Annotated in this window: 20 protein-coding genes; 13 read left to right on the forward strand and 7 right to left on the reverse strand. The window is 71.8% G+C overall.

Annotated elements, in window-relative coordinates; translation table 11 throughout:
- Nucleotides 1-35 precede the first annotated feature (35 nt).
- Nucleotides 36-965 (forward strand): SDR family oxidoreductase, encoded by a 930-nt coding sequence (locus FHS07_RS14085; protein WP_183420525.1) that lies wholly within the window; start codon nt 36-38, stop codon nt 963-965.
- 109 nt (nt 966-1,074) lie between these two features.
- Here the strand turns inward: FHS07_RS14085 and FHS07_RS14090 are convergent, their stop codons facing one another.
- Nucleotides 1,075-1,470, reverse strand: a complete 396-nt coding sequence (locus tag FHS07_RS14090; protein WP_183420526.1) for a TOBE domain-containing protein — start codon at nt 1,468-1,470, stop codon at nt 1,075-1,077.
- A gap of 524 nt (nt 1,471-1,994) precedes the next feature.
- Here FHS07_RS14090 and moaA point away from each other — a divergent pair.
- The 5 genes from moaA (at nt 1,995) to FHS07_RS14115 (ending at nt 6,036) form a co-directional block, all read left to right on the forward strand.
- Nucleotides 1,995-3,206 carry a GTP 3',8-cyclase MoaA gene (gene moaA, locus FHS07_RS14095; RefSeq protein ID WP_183420527.1) on the forward strand — a complete coding sequence of 404 codons (1,212 nt, stop codon included), beginning with the start codon at nt 1,995-1,997 and terminating at the stop codon, nt 3,204-3,206.
- A complete protein-coding gene (locus FHS07_RS14100) occupies nt 3,203-3,973 on the forward strand; it encodes a HesA/MoeB/ThiF family protein (RefSeq protein ID WP_183420528.1) in 771 nt (256 codons plus the stop codon). The genes moaA and FHS07_RS14100 overlap by 4 nt, the downstream gene beginning before the upstream one ends.
- Nucleotides 3,974-4,037: 64 nt before the next feature.
- Entirely contained in the window at nt 4,038-5,261 is a 1,224-nt protein-coding gene (locus FHS07_RS14105; RefSeq protein ID WP_183420529.1) for a molybdopterin-binding protein, read from the forward strand.
- Complete coding sequence (moaC, locus tag FHS07_RS14110) at nt 5,258-5,803, forward strand: cyclic pyranopterin monophosphate synthase MoaC (protein WP_246383597.1); 546 nt, start codon at nt 5,258-5,260, stop codon at nt 5,801-5,803. The genes FHS07_RS14105 and moaC overlap by 4 nt, the downstream gene beginning before the upstream one ends.
- Nucleotides 5,800-6,036 carry a MoaD/ThiS family protein gene (locus FHS07_RS14115; RefSeq protein ID WP_183420530.1) on the forward strand — a complete coding sequence of 79 codons (237 nt, stop codon included), beginning with the start codon at nt 5,800-5,802 and terminating at the stop codon, nt 6,034-6,036. The genes moaC and FHS07_RS14115 overlap by 4 nt, the downstream gene beginning before the upstream one ends.
- A gap of 102 nt (nt 6,037-6,138) precedes the next feature.
- On the opposite strand, the gene FHS07_RS14120 is transcribed toward FHS07_RS14115, so the two are convergent.
- The 3 genes from FHS07_RS14120 to FHS07_RS14130 are packed head-to-tail and all read right to left on the reverse strand — an operon-like array spanning nt 6,139 to nt 8,743.
- Nucleotides 6,139-6,609: a molybdenum cofactor biosynthesis protein MoaE gene (locus FHS07_RS14120; protein ID WP_183420531.1), complete on the reverse strand. Its 471-nt coding sequence runs from the start codon at nt 6,607-6,609 to the stop codon at nt 6,139-6,141.
- Nucleotides 6,606-7,088, reverse strand: a complete 483-nt coding sequence (locus FHS07_RS14125; protein WP_183420532.1) for a molybdopterin-binding protein — start codon at nt 7,086-7,088, stop codon at nt 6,606-6,608. Before FHS07_RS14125 ends, FHS07_RS14120 begins: the two co-directional genes overlap by 4 nt.
- Nucleotides 7,089-7,138: 50 nt before the next feature.
- Nucleotides 7,139-8,743: an SDR family oxidoreductase gene (locus tag FHS07_RS14130; protein WP_246383599.1), complete on the reverse strand. Its 1,605-nt coding sequence runs from the start codon at nt 8,741-8,743 to the stop codon at nt 7,139-7,141.
- Between the two features lie 64 nt (nt 8,744-8,807).
- On the opposite strand from FHS07_RS14130, the gene FHS07_RS14135 reads away from it, so the two are divergent.
- The 5 genes from FHS07_RS14135 (at nt 8,808) to FHS07_RS14155 (ending at nt 14,892) form a co-directional block, all read left to right on the forward strand.
- Entirely contained in the window at nt 8,808-9,437 is a 630-nt protein-coding gene (locus FHS07_RS14135) for a response regulator (RefSeq protein WP_343054732.1), read from the forward strand.
- On the forward strand, nt 9,434-11,119 hold the full coding sequence (locus FHS07_RS14140) for a hypothetical protein (RefSeq protein WP_183420534.1): 1,686 nt from the start codon (nt 9,434-9,436) through the stop codon (nt 11,117-11,119). Before FHS07_RS14135 ends, FHS07_RS14140 begins: the two co-directional genes overlap by 4 nt.
- Nucleotides 11,120-11,130: 11 nt before the next feature.
- A complete protein-coding gene (locus FHS07_RS14145; RefSeq protein ID WP_183420535.1) occupies nt 11,131-11,802 on the forward strand; it encodes a GAP family protein in 672 nt (223 codons plus the stop codon).
- Between the two features lie 7 nt (nt 11,803-11,809).
- Entirely contained in the window at nt 11,810-13,360 is a 1,551-nt protein-coding gene (locus tag FHS07_RS14150) for a carboxylesterase/lipase family protein (protein ID WP_183420536.1), read from the forward strand.
- Between the two features lie 62 nt (nt 13,361-13,422).
- Nucleotides 13,423-14,892, forward strand: a complete 1,470-nt coding sequence (locus tag FHS07_RS14155) for an MFS transporter (RefSeq protein ID WP_183420537.1) — start codon at nt 13,423-13,425, stop codon at nt 14,890-14,892.
- 234 nt (nt 14,893-15,126) lie between these two features.
- Here FHS07_RS14155 and FHS07_RS14160 read toward each other — a convergent pair whose 3' ends face one another.
- From FHS07_RS14160 to FHS07_RS14170, 3 genes are all read right to left on the reverse strand, one after another.
- A complete protein-coding gene (locus FHS07_RS14160; protein WP_183420538.1) occupies nt 15,127-17,133 on the reverse strand; it encodes a helicase HerA-like domain-containing protein in 2,007 nt (668 codons plus the stop codon).
- Between the two features lie 10 nt (nt 17,134-17,143).
- Complete coding sequence (locus FHS07_RS14165; RefSeq protein ID WP_183420539.1) at nt 17,144-17,857, reverse strand: phosphatase PAP2 family protein; 714 nt, start codon at nt 17,855-17,857, stop codon at nt 17,144-17,146.
- Between the two features lie 264 nt (nt 17,858-18,121).
- A complete protein-coding gene (locus FHS07_RS14170; protein WP_183420540.1) occupies nt 18,122-19,468 on the reverse strand; it encodes a Bcr/CflA family efflux MFS transporter in 1,347 nt (448 codons plus the stop codon).
- 232 nt (nt 19,469-19,700) lie between these two features.
- Here FHS07_RS14170 and FHS07_RS14175 point away from each other — a divergent pair, with 232 nt between their 5' ends.
- Together FHS07_RS14175 and FHS07_RS14180 are read left to right on the forward strand one after the other, a co-directional pair.
- Nucleotides 19,701-20,408 (forward strand): thioredoxin-like domain-containing protein, encoded by a 708-nt coding sequence (locus tag FHS07_RS14175; RefSeq protein WP_183420541.1) that lies wholly within the window; start codon nt 19,701-19,703, stop codon nt 20,406-20,408.
- A gap of 2 nt (nt 20,409-20,410) precedes the next feature.
- On the forward strand, nt 20,411-21,082 hold the full coding sequence (locus tag FHS07_RS14180; RefSeq protein ID WP_183420542.1) for a DUF305 domain-containing protein: 672 nt from the start codon (nt 20,411-20,413) through the stop codon (nt 21,080-21,082).
- Nucleotides 21,083-21,264: the final 182 nt, after the last annotated feature.

The raw sequence follows: 21,264 nt of genomic DNA on the forward strand, positions 1-21,264 counted from the left end.
GCGAGCATCGAGACATCGACGCGAAAGGACCGACCATGTCCCCCACCTCTTCCCCCCTCCGCGGCCGCCTGGCCGTCGTCACCGGCGCCAGCGACGGCATCGGCACGGTCATCGCGACGCGCCTCGCCTCTCTCGGTGCCGAGGTCGTCCTGCCCGTCCGCTCCCCCGAGAAGGGCCGCCGCGCGCTCGACGCCCTGCTCAGGGAGATCCCGGATGCCGTGGCCTCGACGCGCACTCTCGACCTCGCGAGTCTGGACTCGGTGCACGCTCTCGTCACCGACCTCCGCGGGGAGGGCCGACCCGTGCACCTGCTCGTCAACAACGCCGGCGTGATGACGCCACCGGACCGGCAGGAAACCGCCGACGGCTTCGAGCTGCAGTGGGGCACGAATCACCTGGGTCACGCGGCGCTCACCCTCGGGCTGCTGCCCCTTCTGCGTGACGGTCACGCGCGCGTCGTGCATCAGACGAGCATCGCCGCCCGCCGGGGGCGCCTGCGCGAGGACGCCATCGACGCCACTCCCTACGACGCGATGGCTTCGTACGTGCAGTCGAAGATCGCGGTCGGTCTCTTCGCGCAGGAGCTCGAACGCCGCAGCCGCGCCCAGGGGTGGAAGATCACCAGCACCCTGGCGCATCCCGGCGTCTCGCCCACCAACCTGCTCGCGGCCCAACCCGGTCTCGGCCGCTCGCGCGAACTCGGCGCACGCCGTGTCATCCGGTTGCTCTCGCGCGTGCACGTCACCGGCACCGTGGCATCCGCCGCCGAACCCGCCGTGCTCGCCGCGACCGCGCCCGCGCCCGCGCCCGCGCCCGCAACGAGCGACGCCTTCTTCGGACCCTCGCGGCTCATCGGTGGTCCCGCCCGCTCGGTCGCACTGTGGGAGCCGTTCCGCGACGCCGCTGACGCGCGGAAGCTCTGGGACCTCACCGCCGACGCCATCGGTCCGCGCTTCGCGGTCTGACGCTCGATCGCGCGGCTGCGAGAGTATCCGGCCGCGCGGGCGGCGCGGGTATCCCGCCGCGCGGGGCGCAGCTCGCTCCGCCGAGGTCGTGGCCGGCGTCATCCGCGCCTCAGGCGCGCGGGGCCTCCACCGTCACGACCGTCGCCTTCACCGACGCCACCGCGAGCGAGCCGGGCTCGAGCGCGAGCTCCGTCGCCGCTTCGGCCGACATCAGCGACACCACCCGGTGCGGGCCGCACTGCAGGTCGACCTGCGCCATGACGCCGTCGATCTGCACGCGGGTGACGATCCCGACGAACCGATTGCGGGCGCTGGACGCGATGCCGGTCGGGTCGTCGGGCTCGTCGGCGAGGGCGACCGCACGCTCGGCCAGCGCGGCGCCGGGGATCTCCACCGGCGATGCCCCGGTCGTCGGCAGCACGCCCTGATCGATCCAGCGGCGCACCGTGTCGTCGCTGACTCCGAGGAGCCGAGCGGCCGTCGCGATGCGGAAGGTGTTCGGCATCCCCCGACCGTACCGCCCGAGCTGGTCGGGGCGGACGCGAGTGGTACGCAAGGGGCTGGTCCGAGTTCTCACCACGTCGGGTTCCGCGGCGGGGTTCCGCGTCGAGCGGACCCGCGGCGTTCCGGGGCAGCGCGAGGTGGTCGTGACGCGGTCGCACGCGTACGTGATCCGTCGGCTTGCCCCATGCGGATCCACACCGGAGCCGACGCCGACGCGCACACAGGGGTCGACAAAACCTGACCCTCGCTATGCAATGGACGCGTGACGGAAGTCGATCGCGATCTGTCCCCTGCCCGCGAGGGATACCGCGTGACCGTCCTCGGGGTGCCCAACAGCGTGAGCGCGTACTGCATCGGCGTCGAAGGCCTTCGATGATGTGCGACAACCACCCCTCCAGAACGCTCGGCGTGGAGCGCCTCGAGGCGCCGGAACCAACGTTCTCAGCGCGCCCGGAAACCCACGAAACTCCTCCTACTCCGTCTCGGCCCGCCCCCACCCCCGCAGGGCTGACCTAGGCTCAAGCCATGGATGCCGAGCACACGCACACGAGACCACGTCCGGTCTCCGTGCCGCTCGGCGCCACCGTCACGTCGACAGGACCGACCGCCCAACTCGGCGCGATCCGTTCCACCGGCGGCCCGCGACCAGCAGATCCGCAGCGACCCGGACCGCAACGCGAACCAGGTGCTGTCCGCGTCACCGGCGCCCCGACGGAGGGCGGCCTGCAAGACCGCTTCGGCCGCGTCGCCACCGACCTGCGCGTCTCGGTGATCGACAAGTGCAACCTGCGCTGCACCTACTGCATGCCGGCGGACGGGATGCCGTGGCTCCCGCAGACGCAATTGATGAGCGCCGACGAGATCCGGCGCATCGTGCGGGTCGCCGTCCACTCGCTCGGGGCCGAAGAACTGCGCATCACCGGCGGCGAACCGCTCGTGCGCAAGGATCTCGAACACGTCATCGCCGGCATCCGCGCCGACAACCCCGACCTGCCGATCGCGCTGACGACCAACGCCGTCGGTCTCGACCGCCGCGCCCAGGCACTCAAAGACGCCGGGCTCAGTCGCCTCAACGTCTCCCTCGACACCCTCCACCCCGAGACCTTCGCCGAGCTCACCCGCCGCCCCCACCTCGACAAGGTGCTCGCGGGACTGCAGGCTGCCCGCGCCGCGGGCCTCGGCCCGATCAAGATCAATGCCGTGCTCTTGCGCGGCATCAACGACACCGAGGTCGTGCCGCTTGTCGACTGGGCGGTCTCGAACGGCTTCGAGATGCGGTTCATCGAAGACATGCCGCTCGACGGCGACCGCTCGTGGAGCGCGACCAACGTCATCCCGGCGCGCGATATCCGCGCCGCGATCGAAGAGACCTTCACGCTCTCCGCCGACCCGCGCGGTCGCGGCGCCGCCCCCGCCGAACGGTGGGAAGTGCGCCGCCACGGTGAGACGGCCCTCGCCGGACACGTCGGCATCATCTCGTCGGTCACCGAGCCGTTCTGCGCCGCCTGCTCACGCACGCGGGTCACCGCCGACGGCCGCATCCGCTCGTGCCTGTTCTCGCACGAGGAGACCGACCTGCTCACGGCGCTCCGCGACGGCGCCGACGACGAGGGGCTCGCGCAGATCTGGCGGGATGCCATGTGGGCCAAGCCCCGTGCCCACGGCTCCGACCGTGTCGGGCTCGCGCGCCCCGACTTCGTGCAGCCGGAACGCACGATGAGCGCGATCGGCGGATGAGGCCGCTCGTCGAGCCCGTGGCATCCCTCGCCCCGGAGGAACTCATCCGCACCGCCCGTCACGCCGTGCTCGCCGGGATCGGCGAGGAGGGGCAGCGCCGTCTCGCCGCCGCGCGAATCGCCGTCGTGGGTGCCGGAGGACTCGGCTCCCCCGTGCTGCTCTCGCTCGCCGCGGCCGGGGTGGGCGAGCTCGTGATCATCGACGACGACACGGTCGAGCGGACCAACCTCCAGCGCCAGCTCGCGCACCGCATCGACGACATCGGCACCGCGAAGACGGCTTCCGCCGCCCGCGCCGTGCGCGATCTGTCGCCGCTCACCGTCGTTCATGAACGAAACCTCCGGCTGACCTCCGACAACGCCCGCGAGCTCTTCGAGGGCGCCGACCTCGTCATCGACGGCAGCGACACGTTCGACACGCGCGAGGCCGTCGCAGCGGCCGCCGAGCACCTCGGCATCCCCCTCGTCTGGGGTGCCGTGCAGGAATGGGCGGCGCAGGTGACGGTGTTCTGGTCGAACCCGCCCGAGGGATACGCCCCGGTCGTCCTCGGCGACCTCTTCCCGTCCGGGTCCGCCGGTGAACCCCCGACGTGCGCGCAGGTCGGTGTGCTCGGCTCGCTGTGCGTACAGGTCGGCGGGCTGCTGGCGACCGAAGCGATCAAGCTCATCACGGGAGCGGGCGATCCCCTCCTCGGACGCCTCGTGGTCATCGACGCTCTGCGCACACGGCACGATGTCATCCCGCTCGCCGGGGCGCGGCGAACGTGAGCCCCCGCTCTCGCGAATCGACAGCCCTGGCATCCGTCTCCTCCCCGTCCGGAAGGTTCCCCTCGTGACCGACCTCCTCACCGTCGAAGAGCATCGCGACCGCGTGCTCGCCGCCGTCGTCCTGCTGCCCGCCGAGTCGGTGCCGCTGTCCGAGGCGTCGGGTCGGACCCTCGCCGAACCGGTGCTCGCCGCGCACGACCTGCCCGGCTTCGACAACTCCTCGATGGACGGTTTCGCGGTGCGCTTCGCCGACGTCGAGAGGGCGGATGCCGAGAACCCGGCGACTCTGCGCGTGGTCGCCGACCTCCCCGCGGGCACCGCCGACGACCCCGCGCTCGCCCCCGGTCAGGCCGCCCGCATCATGACGGGCGCCGCTGTGCCCGCGGACGCCGACGCCATCGTGCCGTTCGAGGACACCGCCGGCGGACTCGCCGATTCGCTGGGCGCCGTGACCGTGCTCCGCGCGCCCAAGGCCGTCGGCGCCTACATCCGCCGCCGAGGGGGCGACACTCGCGCCGGTGACACGGTGCTCTCTCCCGGGGAGCGCCTCGATCCGTTCGCCCTGGGAGCGGCGGCGGCCGCGGGCGTCGACGCCGTCACCGTCACTCGCCGCCCCCGCGTCGCCATCATCTCCACCGGCAGCGAACTCGTCGCCCCCGGACACGCACTCGGCCGCGGTCAGACGCCCGATTCGAATGCGACGTTGCTCGCGGCCGTCGTCGCCGACGCCGACGCCGACATCGAGCTCGTCGACCGTATCGGCGACGACCCCGCGGGTATCGACGCCGTGCTGGCACGCGCCACGCGCGCCGATGTCGTCGTGTTCACCGGCGGAGTGAGCGCGGGAGCGTATGAGCCGGTGCGTCTGGCCCTGGCCGATCGCATCGCGTTCGACAGGGTCGCGATGCAGCCCGGCAAGCCGCAGGCGTTCGGCGTGCTCGACGACGGCCGCCTCGTCTTCGGACTCCCCGGCAATCCCGTGAGCGTGGCGGTGTCGTTCGAGGTGTTCGTGCGTCCCGCGCTGCTCGCCCTGCAGGGCCGCGCGACCATCGATCGGCGTCTCGCCCGGCTCACGGCATCCGAAAGCTGGACGACCCCGCCCGGCCGCCGCCAGTACCTCCCCGCCGTCGTCGATCTCGTCGCCGGCACCGTCCGCCCGGCCACCGCGGGCGGCTCCGGATCGCACCTGGCCGCCTCGCTCGCGCGCGCCGGGGCGTTCGCGATCGTGCCCGCCGACGTCTCCGTGGTGTCGGTGGGCGACCCGCTCGATGTCATGCTGATTCCATGACCTTCACCCATCTGGATGCCGCGGGCCACGCCCGCATGGTCGACGTCACCCTGAAGCAGCCCACCGTCCGCACCGCGACCGCTCGCGGTTTCGTCCGGTGCGCACCCGAGGTCGTCGAGGCCCTCCGCGGCGGCACCGCCCCCAAGGGCGACGTGCTGGCCGTGGCCCGCATCTCCGGCATCCAGGCCGCGAAGTCCACGCCTGCGCTCCTCCCCCTCGCGCACGTCATCGGCGTGCACCGCGCCTCGGTGGACCTGGCGATCACCGACGAAGGGGTGGAGATCGAGGCCATCGTCGGCACCGCCGATCGCACGGGCGTCGAGATGGAGGCGCTCACGAGCGTCTCGGTCGCCGCCCTCGCGATCGTCGACATGGTGAAGGGCATGGACAAGGGCACGTTCATCGAGAACGTGCGCATCGTGTCCAAGACCGGCGGCAAATCCGGCGACTGGGTGCGCCCGGGAGAGCCGGGGGCCGCAGGTATCGCGTCATCCTCCGCACCGGCGCCCGCGCCGAGCGGCGTCACCGGAGCATCCGCGTGAGCGTCCGCGTGCGGTACTTCGCCGCCGCCGCGGAGGCCGCGGGCACGGATGCCGAGGACCGCGACGAACCGGGTCTGGCGGCGCTGCGTGCGGCCGTGGTCGCCGACCACCCCGCCCTCGCCGGGATCCTCGACCGCTGCGCGGTCCTCGTCGACGGCGAGCGCCGAGACGACGATGCCCCGCTCGCCGGGGTCGCGCACGTCGACATCCTGCCGCCCTTCGCCGGCGGCTGACCCGCGTCGGCGGTGGACCCGTGCGCCAGAATCGCACGGACGCCCGCCACGACGACCTTCTCCGTCGCGCTCACCCGACTCCGTCGCGGGCGCGAGGAGCCGTCAGCCCCCCAACCCCTTCCACGCCGTCGTGCCATCGGCCTCGACCTGACGCTTCCACACGGGCAGATCGGTCTTGATGGTCTCGATCACGCGGCGGCAGACCTCGAACGCCTCCGCGCGGTGACCGGACGCCACGGCGATCACGACCGCCGCCTCGCCGACACCGAGGCGACCCACCCGGTGGCTGACCGCGACGATCGCGTCGGTGCCCTCGGCCGCCGTGGCGGCGATGCGGTGCAGAGCCTGCTCGGCGTCGGGATGCGCACTGTACTCGAGCGCGATGACGGCGTCGGACGCGTCGGGGTCGGTGTCGCGGACACGTCCGACGAACGTCGTCACCGCACCTGACGCCGAGTCCTCGACGGCATCGAGGTGCGCATCGAGGTCGAGCGACGTGTCGGAGAGGCGCGCGATGCGCACCGCGCCCCGGACCGGAAGGTCGGACGGCGAACCGCTGTCGGGCGTGGTCATGCGTGGTCTCCTCCGGCGAGTTGGTCGAGCACGTGCGGGGCGATCTCCGCGATCATCGCGATCCCGGATGCCACGGCCCGCGTGGACCCGGGGAGGTTCACGACCAGCGAGCCGGGGTCGACGACGCCGACGAGCCCCCGGGAGATGACCGAGAGGGGGGTGTCGGACAGACCGCGACGGCGGAGTTCTTCGGCGATGCCGGGCAGCTCGCGATCCAGCACACGCGACGTGCCCTCCGGCGTCCGGTCACGCGGAGCGACACCGGTTCCGCCGGTCGTGACGACGAGTCCAGGGCCTGCCGCGACGGCGGCACGCAGAGCGGCCTCCACGCTGTCGGCACCGTCGGGGACGATGATCGCGTCTTCGCATTCGAAGCCGCTCTCGCGCAGGAGCGAGACGGCGAGCGGACCGCCACGGTCTTCGCGGAGTCCGGCGGCGGAACGGTCGGAGACGGTGATCACCCGGGCGGCATGCGGCACGCACTCAGCCTAGGCGCGCCACGATGCCCCGCGCCCCCGGACCGGCGATGTCACCCGCCGATCGTCTCGACCTCGGGCACCTCGGGCTCGATCCGGCCCGCCTCCGACTGCGGCTCGGGGTTTTCGCGCTGAACGTGCTCGGCGGCGGCGGTGATGCGCTGCGCCATGCCGCTGAAGATCAGCCCGTGGAAGGGCAGGACGGCGAGCCAGTAAAGTCGCCCGGCGAGACCCGTGGGGAAGAACAATGCACGCTGATCGAACCGCGCGCCGTCACCCTCGGGGGTCGCGCGCAGCTCGAGCCATGCCCCACCCGGGACCTTCATCTCGGCGCGGAGCCGCAGGAGGTGTCCGGGTTCGATGGCCTCGACGCGCCAGAAGTCCAGCGCGTCGCCGACGGTGACGACCGAGCGACTGCGGCGTCCGCGGGCCAGGCCCACGCCGCCCACGAGCCGGTCCATCCAGCCGCGGATCGCCCACAGCAGAGGCGAGGAGTACCAGCCGTTCTCGCCGCCGATCCCCTCGATCACCGACCACAGCTGTTTGGCGTTCGCCGTCGTCGTCATCGAACGCTTGTCGGTGTAGACCAGGCGGCCGGCCCAGTCGGGGTCGCTCGGCAGCGGGTCGCTCGGAACGCCCGAGACCTCGGCATCCAGCCAACTGGTCTCGATGTCGTCGTTGTTGACGCGGCGCATCGCCAGGCGGACCGCCTCGCGGTAGGGCATGAGCCCCGCCTCGGGACGAGGGATGAGGTCGTCGACCGCCCGGTCTTTGACCACGCAGTCGTTCTGCAGCGACTCCACGAGCGGACGGGCGATCGACTTCGGAATCGGCGTGACGAGGTTGACCCAGTGCGACGCGAGCCGCGGCGTCAGCACGGGCAGCGACGCGATCGGACGCTGGTTCAGACCCGCCTCGAGGGCGTAGCCGTTCATCATCTGCCCGTACCGCAAGACGTCGGGTCCGCCGATGTCGACGGCCCTGTTGACGTTGGGTGCCACGCGCGCCGCCCCCAGCAGATAGTGCAGCACGTCGCGCACCGCGATCGGCTGGATGAAATTGCGCACCCACTTCGGCGCGGGCATGTACGGCAGCACGTCGGTGAGGTGGCGCACCATCTCGAACGACGCGGAGCCCGAGCCGATGACGACGCCCGCCTGCAGCACCAGGGTCGGCACCCCGCTGGCGAGCAGGATGTCGCCCACCTCGACGCGAGAGCGCAGGTGGGCCGACAGGGTCGTGTCGAGGGGGTGCAGGCCGCCGAGGTACACGATGCGGTGGACGGATGCCGCGGCCGCCGCATCGGCGACGGTCTGCGCCGCGCGCCGGTCGGTGCTCTCGAAGTCTCGGCCGCCGCCCATCGAGTGGATCAGGTAGTAGATGATGTCGACGTCGCTCACGGCCTCGGCGACGGCCGAGGTGTCGGTCGCATCGCCCTGCACCACCTCGACCTCGTCGCCCCACGGGAACGCCGCCGCACGCCGGGGGTCGCGCGCGAGGACGCGCACGCGGTAGCCCGCCGCGATGAGACGGGGGACGAGACGCCCGCCTAGATATCCAGTGGCGCCGAGTACGAGGGCGCGGGGCGCCGAGCCGTCGTCGCGGGGCTGCGCGACGAGGGCGGGTTCGCGGCCGGTGGGTGTGGTCAGCTCGCTCATGCCCGACACCGTACGCCCGGGCTCCGACATCCCCGGGGGCTTGACGCGGCGCTAGGGTGGGCGCGTGCAGACCGCGTGGATGCGACGCGTGCTCGTCGTCGAAGACAACCCGGCGATGCGCGCCCTGCTCTGCGACATGCTGGCCCACCGGGGGTTCGACGTTACCGGTGCCGCCGGGGCGGGAGAGGCGGTCGCGGCCTTCACCCGCACGGATCCCGACGTGCTGCTGACCGACATCGATCTCGGCTCTCGACCGTCCGGGGTCGAGCTCGCGGTCATGTTGACGGGCCTTGCTCCTCACCTCGCGGTCGTCTTCCTCAGCAGTTTCCCGGGGGCGGCGGCGGGCGGCCCGGCGGCTGCGGTCTTCCTCTCGAAGCTCGAGGTCGACTCCGCCGAGACGGTGGTGCGGGCCGTCGAGACGGCACTCGCCGGGGTGACTCCCCCCGCCGGTCCGGCAGAGACGCGACGGAGTCCCCTCGCTCCTCTCACCCGCCGTCAGCTCGAAGTGCTGTCGTTCGTCGCGCGAGGATGGACGAACGCCCAGATCGCCCGCCATCGCGGCACCAGTACCCGCGCGGTGGAGAAGACGGTCAGCCGCATCTTCGAGCGACTCGGGCTCGGATCCGACCCCTCCACGAACGCACGGGTGCGCGCCACCGCGCTGTACGTGGCGGAGCACGGCGCCCTCCCATGACAGGGCTCGTCGCCGTATGCGCGAGCGGACGCTTCGTCTCGCGATACACCTTCGCGACGATTCTCGTCGTGTCGGTCGTCGTGCTGGCTCCGACGCCCGATCCGATGCATCCGGGGCTGCGGATCCTCATCGCCGCCACGACGGCGTCGCTCTTCGGCTGCGAGTGGGGCGCCGTGGCATTGGCCGAGCGGGCGATCCGGCGCAGGGCCGTGCGGGGGGCGGTCGTCCTCGCGACCTTGGCCGTCTCCTCTCTCACCCGGCCGACGGTGCAGGATGCCGTCTCCGTCGCGCTCGGCGCGCCCGTCCCTCCGCCAGGAGCGGAGCTCCTGCGCGCGGCGACCAACCTCGTGGTCTGGACGCTTGCGCTCGGGGGCACGGCACTGCTCGTCGACGCCGCCCGCACCACCCGTCAGACCAACACCCTGCTGCGCACGGTTCTCGCGCAGCTGCAGTCGAGCGCTGTCCGCGCGCGGAGGTTCACCGTCGAGGCCCGCGCGGCGACGATGCGCGCGACGGCGCTGATCCGCGAGCCGTTCGAGGCCACCTCGGAGGGTGCTCGACTCCGGGCGGCGACGCTGCGCACCGCGGCACACGAGCTGCACTCTCTGGCCGACCGGAGCGCCGCGTCATCGGAGCGTCTCGAGGTGGTCGACTCCCCGTCGGCGCGCGCCCTCTTCCGGCTGCCGCCGGTCGGAGCGCTCACCGCCTTCTACGTCGTGGCCGTCCTGCCCTACGCTCTGCGCACGGTCGACCCGGTCGCCCTTCCGTTCGGGATCGCGGTCACGCTGGTCTGCGGTCTGGCCGCCGAGCTGGCACCGCGCCGGGCGCGGTGGCGACGCTCCGTTCGGCGGCGCCTGAGGGTGTTCGTGGTGTCGATCGTCGCGGCGGGGGTCGTCCTCGGCGTCATCGCCGGCCTCCAGGGAGTTCCCTGGCCGGTCGCCGCCCTGCCCGTGATCGTCTTCCCGGCGTTGGGGATGGCGGCGGCGCGGTGGCGCGGAGGGGAGCACGCGCTCGCGGTGGAGCGCCGACGACTGTCCGCGGCGATCACGGCGCGCACGCGCGCTGACGACCGGGATACCCGCTCCTCCCGCGCGGGGCTGCGGGCGGCGGCCGACATCCTGCATCGCGACGCTCAGGGCGCCCTCGTGCTCTTCGCTCTGCGGTGCCCCGAGCCGTCGCCCGCCGATCGTGCCGAGCTCTCCGACGTCTTGGAGCACCTGGCGTGCGCCGTCGTCACGGCATCCGAGGCGCCCGTCACGGGAGCGGACTCTCGAGCGCTCGACGCGCTCGTCGCGACGTGGGCCCTGGCGATGCGCGTCGAGGTGGCGATCGACGGCGATGCACGTCTTCTTCTCGACGCCGATCCGGCTCTCGCCGACGACACGATCGATATCGTCGCCGAGGGGTTGCTGAACGCCGCGAAGCACGCGCGCCACCGCGCGGCGATCGTCACCGTCCGGGTGTGCGCCACCGGTGCCGGCCCTCGCCTGCGGGTGGAGGTTCGCTCCCCCGGCGCCGCCGCGGCACCGGCGGCGCTGCGCGCCGGATCGCGGATCGCCCTCCGCGGCGCGCGTCTCGTCGCCGAACCCGACACCACCGTCCTCATCGCCGACCTGCCCCCGGGGCCCGGAATTGTCGTGTCGACCGAACATCGCTCGGGAGCCGCCGTCGACCCGGCGTAGCGTCGGCGCCGATGTCCTCGCTCACCCCGCTCCTGCCCCTCGCCGTCGGTATGGCCATCTCGCCTCTGCCGATCGTCGCGGTCATCGCCATCCTCCTCTCCGCCCGCGGGCGCTCGGCCGCTCCCGTGTACACCGCGACGTTCTTCGGCGTGACGCTCGCCGCCATCGCCGTCGGCGCGCTCACCGCCGCGGGCGCAGCCGGCGCCACACACGGAGGCGGTCGCCTCGTCGTGACCGCGCTCGGCGCCCTCTTGACCGTCGGCTTCACGACCATGTCGATCCTCAGTTGGCGCGGGCGCCCGAAGCGCGGAGCGCCGCCCACGCCACCGGGCTGGCTCGCGGCGATGGATGCCATCACTCCCGCGCGGGCGGCCGGACTCGGACTCCTGATGGCCGCGACCAACAGCAAGAACCTGCCCCTCGAGCTGAAGGGCGGCTCTCTCATCGGCGCCGCGCACCTGCCTCTTCTCGTGGCCGCACTGTTCTGCGTCGGTCTCGCGGTGGCGGGTTCGCTCACCCTCATCCTGCCCACCGCGTTGGGCGCCACCGGTCTCCCCCGGGTGGTGGCCGCCCTCGATCGCCTCAAGAGCGAGATGATCGACCACAACGCGATGATCATGACCGTGCTGTTCGCCGTGCTCGCCGCCAACGAGGCCTCCCACCTCGTCCACCAACTCGTGTGAGGTTCCCATGACCGTCTCCCCTCCGCCCTGTCGAGTCACGGCTCCCGCGGGCACATTCACCGGCTCCGTCGAACGCGCCGTGCGCTCGTGGCGCGGCATCCGGTTCGCCCTCTCCGCGGTCGGCGAGCGTCGCTTCCGCGATCCGGTCGCCGCCCCTGATCTCGACGGCGAGATCCCCGCCACCTCCTTCGGCGCGGTGTGCCCGCAGCCCGAGAACCCGGCGATCCCCCTGGGCGAGGGCACCGTGCAGGACGAGGACTGCCTGTCGTTGAACGTCTGGGCCCCCGACGACACGAACGGGCCGCGCCCCGTCATGGTGTGGTTGCACGGCGGCGCTTACACCTTCGGCTCGTCGAGTCAGCCGCTGTACGACGCCACGTCCCTCGTGTCCTCCGGCGACGTGATCGTGGTCACGCTCAACTACCGGCTCGGGGCGCTGGGGTTCATCGACCTGTCCGACGCCCTCCCCTCGGGCGGCTTCGACGGCAATCTTGCTCTCAAGGACGTGCTGATGGCCCTGCGGTGGGTGCAGCGCAACATCGGAGCCTTCGGCGGAGACCCCGACCGCGTGACGGTCTTCGGCGAATCAGCGGGGGGAGGCCTCGTCACGACCCTCCTCGCCACGCCGTCTGCGGCGGGCCTGTTCCATCGGGCGATCGCGCAGTCGTCCCCCGCCTCGAGCGTGTACGGGCCTGAGCGCGCGCGTCGCGTGGCCGACCGGTTCCTCGCCCTGCTGGGCATCGACCCCTCCGAGCCGGGGGCATCCGACGCCGTGCGCTCGACGCCGGTCGCTGACGTGGTCGCGGCGGGGAAAGCCGTGTACACCGAAGTCCCCACCACCGACCCGGGAACGCTCGCGTTCGCGCCCGTCATCGACGGCGACCTGCTGCCCGAGGCGCCGATCAGGGTGCTGCAGGAGGGGCGGGGCCTCCCCGTTCCGCTGCTCATCGGTACGAACAAAGACGAAGCGTCCCTGTTCTCCTTCATGAAGTCGCCGCTCATCCCCATCACCGGCGAGCGCATCGATCAGATGTTCGTCGCGATGGCCGCGGAGAACCCCGGGGTCGAGCTCCCCACCCGCGAGCAGGTCCTGACCGCCTACGAGCACCTCCGCCACCGCGCCGTCGGACTCGGCGTCGCGCGAGACATCGGCTTCCGTCTTCCCACGATCTGGGTGGCCGAGGGACATTGCCGTGTCGCCCCGGTGTGGTTGTACCGCTTCGATCACGCCGCGCCGTTCCTGCGTCTCATCGGCCTCGGGGCGACGCATGCCAGCGAGCTTCCGTACCTCTGGGGCAACCTCGTCAGCGGGCCGAAGGACCTCACCTTCCGCCTCGGAGGCCTGCGGGTCGCGGAAGACATCTCGTCGCGCATGCAGCGGCGATGGAGCGCGTTCGCCCACGGCGGGGAGCCCTCGGCATCCACCGAGTCGGACTGGCCCGCCTACGACGTCGCGGCGCGTACCACCCTCGTCATCGACCGGCGTGACCACGTCGTCGACGACCTCGACGCGGACCTCCGGCGTGCATGGGGCGACGACGTGCTGGCGTTCCGGTAGCACGACCCGGCCGGCGGCGCCCCGATTGGCAACCTCGTGGCGATCGGGGTAGGGGTAGAGGAATGAACGAGAATCGCCCCTCGGCATCCCCCTCCCCCCGTCTCGAAGTCGACGACGTCATCGTCGTCGACACGAAGCGCGTGCGCACGGCCATCGGCGGCACCGTCGTCGGCAACTTCATGGAGTGGTTCGACTTCGGGATATACGGCTATCTCGCGTTGACCCTCACCGCGGTGTTCGCCTCGGACGTCCCCGACCCGTGGGGGCTGCTGGTCACCCTCCTCGGCTTCGCGATCTCGTTCCTCGTCCGTCCCTTCGGAGGTTTCGTCCTGGGCCCCCTCGGCGACCGCATCGGTCGGCAGAAGGTGCTCTTCCTCACGATGGCGATGATGGCCACCGCGACCGCTCTCATCGGCATCCTGCCCACCTCCGCGCAGATCGGGCTGTGGGCCATCGTGCCGCTGTACCTGCTGAAGATGGTGCAGGGTTTCTCCACCGGCGGCGAGTACGCCGGTGCGACCACCTACGTTTCGGAGTTCTCCCCCGACCGCCGCCGCGGCTTCTGGTCGTCGTGGCTCGACGTGGGCTCCTACGTCGGCTTCGCCGCGGGCGCCTCAGCGGTGGCGCTGACGACGGCCATCACCACCTCGATCTCGGGTGACGACGCCATGGTCGAGTACGGCTGGCGCATCCCGTTCCTGCTCGCCATCCCCCTGGGCATCGTGGCGATCTACTTCCGCCTGCGGATCCCCGAGACGCCCGCGTTCGAGCAGGCCGGCACCCACGAGACCGACGCCGACGACCCGATGGCCCGTCAGGGCCTGGTCGGTATCGTGCGTCACCATTGGCGCGCCCTGCTGATCGGGATCGCCCTGGTCGCCGCCACCAACACCGCCGGCTACGCGTTGACGAGCTACATGCCCACCTACCTCGAGAAAGAGGTGGGCGTCTCCAATATCGCGGCCGCCGTCGCAACGGTCCCCGTGCTGCTGGTGATGTCGGCGTCGCTCCCGCTGATCGGGCGCCTCAGCGACCGCATCGGCCGCAAGCCCGTCTACGCGATCGCCGCGGGGTCCGCGCTCGTCCTACTGGTGCCCGCGTTCCTCATCATGCAGATCGGAGAGCTCTGGGCGGTGATGATCGCGCTGTGCATGGCGGCGGTGCCGGTGGCGTTCTACGTCGCGATCTCGGCATCCGCCCTGCCCGCGCTGTTCCCCACCGCGTCTCGATTCGGCGCCATGGCCGTCGCGTACAACGTCGCGGTGTCGCTGTTCGGGGGAACGACCCCCCTGTTCAGCCAGGCCCTCATCGACTGGACCGGCAACACCCTCATGCCCGCGTTCTACATCATGTTCTTCGCCGCACTGGGGCTCGTCGCGCTGCTGTCGATGCGCGAGACCGCTCGGCGCCCACTGCTCGGCTCGATGCCCACGGTGGAGACCCCCGCCGAGGCGGAGGCGGTCGTCGCGCGACAGGATCGCGACCCGCTCATCGACACCTCGACGATGCCCCTGGCCGTCCGCCGTCCCTGAACCGCACCCCGCCACCACGGAAACCCGTCGGATCGGACGGAATCGGATGCCACGCCCTCCGGCGTCCGATTCGGCGACATCGTCCCGACACGGCGACGCCCGCCGCCCGGGAGCGGCCATGGTCGGCAGAATCGGATGCCCGCACGCCCCGGCCGGCATCCGATTCTGTGACCACGCTCGACAGGATGACGCGCGCACCACCGGCCCCCGCACGCGAGCCGGCCGGCGTCGCGTTCAGCGCCGGCGACTGTTGCCGAACAGGCCGCGGATCACACCCGAGACGATGCTCTTCGTCGCCCCGCGCCCGAGCAGTCCGTCCAACCCGGGGGTGGGCGCGCTCGCGCGGGATCGCGGCGCCGCCGTGGACTTCAGAATCCGCTCGTACTCGCGCTGCGCCTCCTTCTGCGCGGCGGCGTTGCGCTTGTCGATCGCGGCCTTCTGCCTGGCGTACTCGGCCTCGTCGGCGGCGGCCTTCTTCGCCCGGTCCTCCGCCTCGCGGGCCTCGGTCGCAGCCTGCATGCGCGCGCCGAGGATCTCGCGCGCCGACTCGCGGTCGATGGGTGTTCCGTAAGTGGAGAAGAGGGGGGATGCCGACACGGCCGACGCCATCGCGTCGGCGGCGATCGGCGACATCGATGCCCGCGGCGCGAAGATGCGGGTCCAGGCGACCGGCGTCGGAGCTCCGCGTTCGCTCATCACCGTGATGATCGCCTCCCCCGTCCCCAGCTCCTGCAGCACGCGCTCGAGGTCGTAGCCGGAGTCGGGGTAGGTGCGCACCGACGCGCGAAGCGCCTTGGCATCGTCGGGGGTGAACGCGCGCAGGGCATGCTGCACGCGCGAGCCCAGTTGCGCGAGGACGTCGCCGGGCACGTCTTTCGGCGTCTGCGTGACGAAGAACACACCCACGCCCTTGGAACGGATCAGACGCACGGTCTGCGTGATGGCGGAGAGGAACGCCTTCGACGCGTCACGGAACAGCAGGTGCGCCTCGTCGAAGAAGAACACCAGCTTGGGCTTGTCGAGGTCGCCCACCTCGGGCAGCACCTCGTAGAGCTCGGCCAACAGGTACATCAGGAAGGTGGAGTACAGCTCCGGACGGGACGCCACGTTCGGCACCTCGAGCAGACTCACGATGCCGAGGCCCGCGGCATCCGTCCTCAGGAACACGCGCACATCGAGTTCGGGCTCGCCGAAGAACGACTCCGCACCCGCGGCGGAGAAGGCGACCAGCTCGCGCAGGATCACGCCCGCGGTGGCGGCCGACAGCCCGCCGATCCCCTTGAGCTCCGCCTTGCCCTCGTCACCGGTGAGATAGGTCAGCACGGCGCGCAGGTCCGACAGGTCGACGAGGGCGAGGCCCTTCTCGTCGGCGTAGTGGAAGACGAGTCCGAGGCTCGACTCCTGGGTGGCGTTCAGGCCCAGCACCCGGCTGAGCAGCAGGGGCCCGAAGCCCGAGACCGTCGCCCGCACCGGGATGCCCGAGCCCACGTCGTCGCCCAGGGCGTAGAACTCGGTCGGAAACGCCCGCGGCGACCAGTCCTGGCCGAGGGCTGCCGTGCGGGCGGAGAGCTTCTCGCTCGGGGTCCCGCCGGCTGCGACACCGGAGAGGTCGCCCTTGATGTCGGCGGCGAACACCGGCACACCGTTCTCCGACAGTTGCTCGGCGAGCAGCTGCAGCGTGCGCGTCTTGCCGGTTCCCGTCGCCCCGGCCACGAGGCCATGGCGGTTGATCATGGCGAGCGGGATGCGAACGGGAACGGATGCCACCGGCCCGCCGTTCATCAGCACCCCGAGGTCGAGCGCCGCACCGTCGGCGGTGTACCCCGCGGCGATGCCGGCGACCTGCGCCGGGCTGAGCGGAGCATCGGATGCCTCGGGCGCGCCCGGTGTCGCCGCGGCGGGGGCCGTTGCTGTCGGCGTTTCAGCGGCGGAGCGCTCCGCTGCGGGAGTCGTGTCGGGTGCCGAGCCGGCGCTTTCCGCCGCATGCCCCGCACCGTCCGCTGCGTCGCCGGATCCGCCGCCGCCCGCCGCATCGCCGTTTCCGGCGCCGCCCGAAGCGCCTCCGCCGCCGCCCGCCGCCCGCCCGCGCGCGGCCGCGGCTGCGGCCTCTGCCGCGGCGAGGTCGGCACGCGCGCGGGCGAGGCGCAGCTCAGCCTCGGCCGCCTCCGCCTCGGCTCTCAGGCGCGCCAGCTCGGCATCGGCCGCGGAGGGAACGGGGGCTGCGTCGCCGAGCTCGCTCATGGGCGTCAGCCTACGGCGAGGCCGCCGCCTCGGCATCCGTTCGCCGGGCGCGTCGAATCGTCAAGCGGTCCTCATCACGGGCGCGCAAGCGCGAGAACGCTGCCGCGAACACGAGGGCGGCTCCGGCTCCCACCAGTGCCCCGCCGATCGTGTCCGACAACCAGTGCGCGTGCAGGTACGTCCGGCTGAACGCCATCAGCACCACCCAGGCGACCCCCACGATCCGCACCCACACGTGGGGGAACAGCACCGCTGCGACCACCGCGATCGTCGCTGCGTTCGCCGTATGGCCCGACGGGAAGGAGCCGTAGTCGCTCAGGATGAGGATGTCTTCCGGACGCGCCCTGCCGAAGGTCTGCTTGACCACCTGCACGAGTAGGGCGCTGCCCACCGACGCCGCGAGGAAGTACACCGCCGACCATCGTCTGCGCGACAGGAACAGCGCCAACGCGCCCAGAAGGGGCACGATCAGCACCGCGGTGAGGTGGCCTCCCACGCCGTCCATCACGAGCGCGAACACGTACACCGGCTGCGATGGCGCCGCGGCGAACAGCTGGTTCCACCACACGTCGATCGCGAACGGGCTGGGTCCGCGGAAGAACACCCACGCCCCGAGCCCGCACGCCAGAGCGATGAGCACGACACCCACCACGGCTCGGAAGCGCTGCGGACGCGTGTCGAGCACGACCTCTCTCGCGCTGTCGCCTATCGACCTGTCATCCATCGACTCATGATGCCGTCTCGAGCGGCGCCGCGGAATGGTCGCGCGCACGGCCGGGCTCTCGCGACCGCTCTGCTACTGTTCGCCGCGGCACGGCGTCGCCGACACCGGATGCCGGGCACCGCACGTGCCGACACGGACTCGCCCGCCCGGGCCGGGTGCCGGGACCGACCCATCCGCCCCGGCGGGGTGCCGGCACCGCGCGTGCCGCCACCGACCCACCCGCCCGGGCCGGGTGCCGGGACGCTGTCGTGCGACCCGCACGCCTCAGGGCGTGAGACGCTCCACCGTGCGCGGGCGCACAAGGGTCCACAGCGCGATCACGCCGATGACGGCGCAGCCGACCATGACCGATGCCATGGTCGTGGCGGTGATGCCGGACCCGGTCGCGAGCAGGCCGACGAGCGGCGAGATGATCCCCGCGACGCCGAAGTTGGCGGCACCGATGATCGACTGCGCCGTCCCCGCGGCCTTGCCGTGCCGGTCGAGTGCGAGCACCTGCGCGCAGGGGAAGGTGAACCCGCACGCGGTCATGAAGAAGAACAGGGGGATGACCGTGCCCCAGAGGCCCAGTCCGAGCTGGTCGGTGAGCACGATCGTGCCGCCCGCGACCACCAGCACCGCGGTCGACACCGCGAGCACCCACTGCGGCCCGAAGCGCGCCGCGAGTCGCGACGCCACCTGCACGCCCACGACGACTCCCACCGAGTTCACCGCGAAGAGCACGCCGTACTGCTGCGGGTTGAATCCGTAGGTCACCTGGAACAGGAACGAGGATGCCGACAGGTACGAGAACAGACCGCTGAAGGCCATCGCACCGATGACGAGCACGCCGATGAACACGCGATCGCGGAAGACGCTGCCGTAACGCTGCCAGACGGTCGTGGCGCCCGGTCCGCCGCGGCGAGCCGGCGGCAGAGTCTCGGGGATGAAGATGATGGCCGACACGAGCATGACGGCACCGTAGACCGCGAGCACCACGAAGATGCCGCGCCAGTTCATCACCAGCAGCAACGCCGAACCCGCCAGCGGCGCGAGCACGGGAGCCACGCCCGAGACCATCGCCATGCGCGAGAGCATGACGACCAGGCGGCGGCCGCCGAACAGGTCGCGGATGATGGCCGCGGCCACCACACCGCCGGCGGCGGCACCGGCGCCCATGAGCACGCGAGCGACCGAGAGGGTGCCGAGGGTCGGCGCGAGCGCGGCGAAGATGCTGGCGGCCACGTGCAACGCGGTGACCGAGAGCAGGGGCAGTCGCCGCCCGACCTTGTCGCTGAGGGGTCCGACGATGAGCTGCCCGAGGGCGAAACCGATCATCGTGCCGGTCAGGGTGAGCTGGATGGCCGCGGCCGTCGTCTGGAAGTCGGCCTCGAGCACCGGGAACGCCGGCAGATACAGGTCGATCGTGAACGGGCCGAGGGCGGTGAGCGCGCCGAGCAGCACGATGTACAGCACGCGCCGCGACGACGGGATGGCGTCGCCCGGGTGCAGCACGATCGGCGCGGTGGCCGGGTTCTTGCCCAGCGTCCGGATGGCCCCGGTGGTGGTGGGGGCGGGGCGCGCGGGCGCGGTGGAGGGAGTGATGACGGGGTGGGAGGAGGTATCGAGCACGCGTCTGGTTTCGTTTCGTCACGCCGGACAGCCCGACGCTGTCGGGCTGAGAAAGTGGGGGGATCGTCGAACCTCGAATCGATTCGACCTCGTCATACTATCGCGACTCCCCCGCCCGCCACCATCCCGGCTCGGGGGTTCCTCCCAGGCCATAGGCCCATTCGCCCGAATAGGCTGGACGTGTCGGCGGACGCCGATGTGTCCCGCCCCGAAGAGAGACAGAACACAGCGCATGACCTCCCCCTCCGATAAGCGAGCGAGCGGCAACCCCGCCAAGCAGGCTCAGATCGACCTCACCGTCAAGCAGCAGCGCGAGCAGAAGCGCCAGGAGAAGCTGGCCGAGTACCAGAAGCAGATGGCGCGTCGTAAGCGCGGCAAGCTCGTATGGTGGGTCGTCGGCTCGGTGGCATCCGTCGCCGTGATCGGTTTGGTCGTGGCATCCTTCGTCTTCGCCCCCGCCCCCGCCCCCAGCTACGAGGCGGGCAACTCCACGGGCCAGGAGATCGGCGGCGTTCAGACCTTCGAGAACCGCTCCGACCACGTGCAGGGCACGGTGACGTACGAGCAGAACCCGCCCGCCGGCGGCCCCCACAACCCGTACTGGCTCAACTGCGGCGTCTACACCGAGCCCCAGGTCAACGAGAACGCGGTGCACTCGATGGAGCACGGCGCCATCTGGGTCACGTACGACCCGGCGCGCGTCGACGAAGCCGGCATCGACGCCCTGAAGGCCGTCATGCCCTCCAGCTACGTGATCCTCTCGCCCTACTCCGACATGGACACCGCCGTCGCGGTCAGCGGCTGGAACCACCAGCTCAAGGTCGACGACCCGGCCGACCCGCGCATCAAGGACTTCTTCACCGAGTTCTGGCGCAGCCAGAACGTCCCCGAGCCCAACGCCTCCTGCTCCGGCGCGGTCGACGGACCGGGCAAGGCCTGAGGGTGAGCGACGACGCTCCGTCGGCACGTCCCGCGGTTCGTTGGATCGTCGTCGCGGTCGTCGCCCTCGCGGTCGTGGCCGTGGCCTTCGCGATCGGACGCTTCACGGCGTTCGGTGCGACGGCCGCGCCCGCGCACCCGTCGGAGACTTCGGCCGATGCGGGCTTCGCCCGCGACATGCAGGTGCATCACACGCAAGCGGTGCTCATGGCGATGGAGATCTATCGCAAGACCGACGACGACGAGCTGCGCACCCTGTCGTACGACATCGCGACCGGGCAGTCCGGCCAGCGCGGCGAGATGTACGGGTGGCTGGTGGAGTGGGGCCTGCCGCAGGCGTCGAGCCAGCCCCTCATGACGTGGATGGAAGCGTCGGGAGAGCACAGCCACGGCGACACCGCGGCGCTCACGCAGCAGCAATTGCTCACCGAGATGGGAATGGCTTCGGATGCCGAGCTCGACGAGCTCCGCACCCTGCAGGGCCAGCCCGCCGACTGCCTCTTCCTCGGCCTGATGACCCGCCACCACCAGGGCGCGATCCCCATGGCGCAGGCCGTCATCGAGCTCGGCGACGACCCGCGGGTGAAAGAGGTTGCCGGCACGATCGTCAGCGGGCAGTCCGCCGAGATCGACGCGATGCGTGACATCCAGTCGCGCCTCGGCTGCAGCGCCTGACCCGCCCGCCCCCGCGCGCCTTAGCCCCGCGTCCCGGCATCCCCCGCCCGGCGCCCCGCCCGCCTTCGGCCGAAGTGCCTTCGCATCCCGCGCCCCGACCACTCCACGCCACCCCACCGAGAAACGCCCTGCCGTGGAGGACACGCCTCGTCACGCCGTTTCTTCCCGCAGATCCCGTTTCT

The organism is Microbacterium proteolyticum, assembly GCF_014192415.1.
In the GTDB taxonomy this organism is placed as follows: domain Bacteria; phylum Actinomycetota; class Actinomycetes; order Actinomycetales; family Microbacteriaceae; genus Microbacterium; species Microbacterium proteolyticum.